1 protein-coding gene is annotated in these 1419 nt (G+C 66.8%); it reads right to left on the bottom strand.

What is annotated here, in order from left to right; translation table 11 throughout:
* Positions 1-56 precede the first annotated feature (56 nt).
* Positions 57-1301: an IS256 family transposase gene (locus IRY44_RS30400; RefSeq protein WP_194803563.1), complete on the bottom strand. Its 1245-nt coding sequence runs from the start codon at positions 1299-1301 to the stop codon at positions 57-59.
* Positions 1302-1419 lie beyond the last annotated feature (118 nt).

The following is a 1419-nucleotide window of genomic DNA, read 5'->3' as shown; positions in this document are numbered from 1 at the left end:
GGGTCACGTCCGCGCTGGTGGTGTAAGAGACGGCCATCGTGTGATCCGGTCTGATGTTATGCGGCGATCGATGCCGCGTCGGTCTGGTCGGTGTCGTGTTGGCTGGTGTCGATGGTGATCAGGCGGGCTTTGGCGAGGAGTTCCAGGCCCATGTAGCGGCGTCCTTCGGTCCATTCGTCGGTCTGTTCGGCCAGGACGGCGCCGACGAGGCGGATGATCGCCGCCCGATTCGGGAAGATCCCGACGACATCGGTGCGCCGGCGGATCTCCTTGTTCAGGCGTTCCTGCGGGTTGTTCGACCAGATCTGACGCCAGATCTCGCGCGGGAAACTGGTGAACGCGAGGAGGTCGTCGCGGGCGGCGTCGAGATGCTCAGCGGCGGCCGGGAACTTCGCCTCAATCGTGGCGACGACCCGCCGGAACTGCGCGTGGACGGCGTCGGTATCAGGCTGGTCGAAGATCGTGCGGACCAGGGTGGCGATCCACGGCTGCGCGGACTTCGGCACCTTCGTGAGCAGGTTGCGCAGGTAATGGGTGCGGCACCGCTGCCAGGTAGCGCCGGGCAACGCCGCGCCGATCGCCGCGACGAGGCCGCGGTGGGCGTCGGAGATGACGAGCTGGACGCCGGACAGTCCGCGGGCGGTCAGCGATCGCAGGAACGCCAGCCAGCCGGCGCCGTCCTCGTCCGAGGCGACGTCGACGCCGAGGACTTCCCGTTGACCGTCGGCGTTGACCCCGACCGCAATCAGGGCGTGGACATTGACGGTGCGTCCGGCCTCGCGGACCTTCATCGTCAACGCGTCCATCCACACGAACGTGTAATGCCCAGAGTCGAGGGGCCGGTTGCGGAACGCCTCGACCTGGGCGTCGAGGTGGGCGGCCATCTCCGAGACCTGCGACTTCGACAACTGCCGGATCCCGAGCTGCTCAACCAGCTTCTCCACCCGCCGCGTCGACACCCCGAGCAGATAGCTCGTGGCCACGACCGAGACCAAGGCCTGCTCGGCCCGCCGCCGGTGGGTGAGCAGCCAGTCGGGGAAGTAGCTGCCCTGACGAAGCTTGGGAATCGCCAGGTCAATCGTCCCCGCCCGGGTGTCCCACTCCCGAGCCCGGTAGCCGTTGCGCGAGTTGACCCGCTCGTCGCTGCGCTGCCCGTAGCCAGCGCCGCAGATCGCGTCAGCCTCGGCGGACATCACCGCCTGCGCGAACGTTTTGATCATCGCCTGCAACACATCCGGCGACGCGCCCTCGATCTGCTCGCGCAGCAGGTCAACAGGGTTCACACTCTCTGAAGCGGCCATCGCGTTCCTTCTTCCTTCTCTGACTTGGTCGTCTTGAAGGATCGACGCGATGGCCGTCTCTCATCTACGCAACACGCCCATCACGGGCAAGTCGTACACCACTCCCGTGGACGCAACC

It is taken from the genome of Micromonospora sp. ANENR4 (genome assembly GCF_015354395.1).
Lineage (GTDB): Bacteria > Actinomycetota > Actinomycetes > Mycobacteriales > Micromonosporaceae > Micromonospora > Micromonospora aurantiaca.
Note: the sequence above shows the minus strand (reverse complement) of the source record. Positions and strands in the feature narration are given on the sequence as shown.

What these genes read in the sequence shown, in the direction of transcription:
- IRY44_RS30400 (WP_194803563.1), bottom strand. Translation starts at nt 1,301, where the DNA reads ATGGCCGCTTCAGAGAGTGTGAACCCTGTTGACCTGCTGCGCGAGCAG.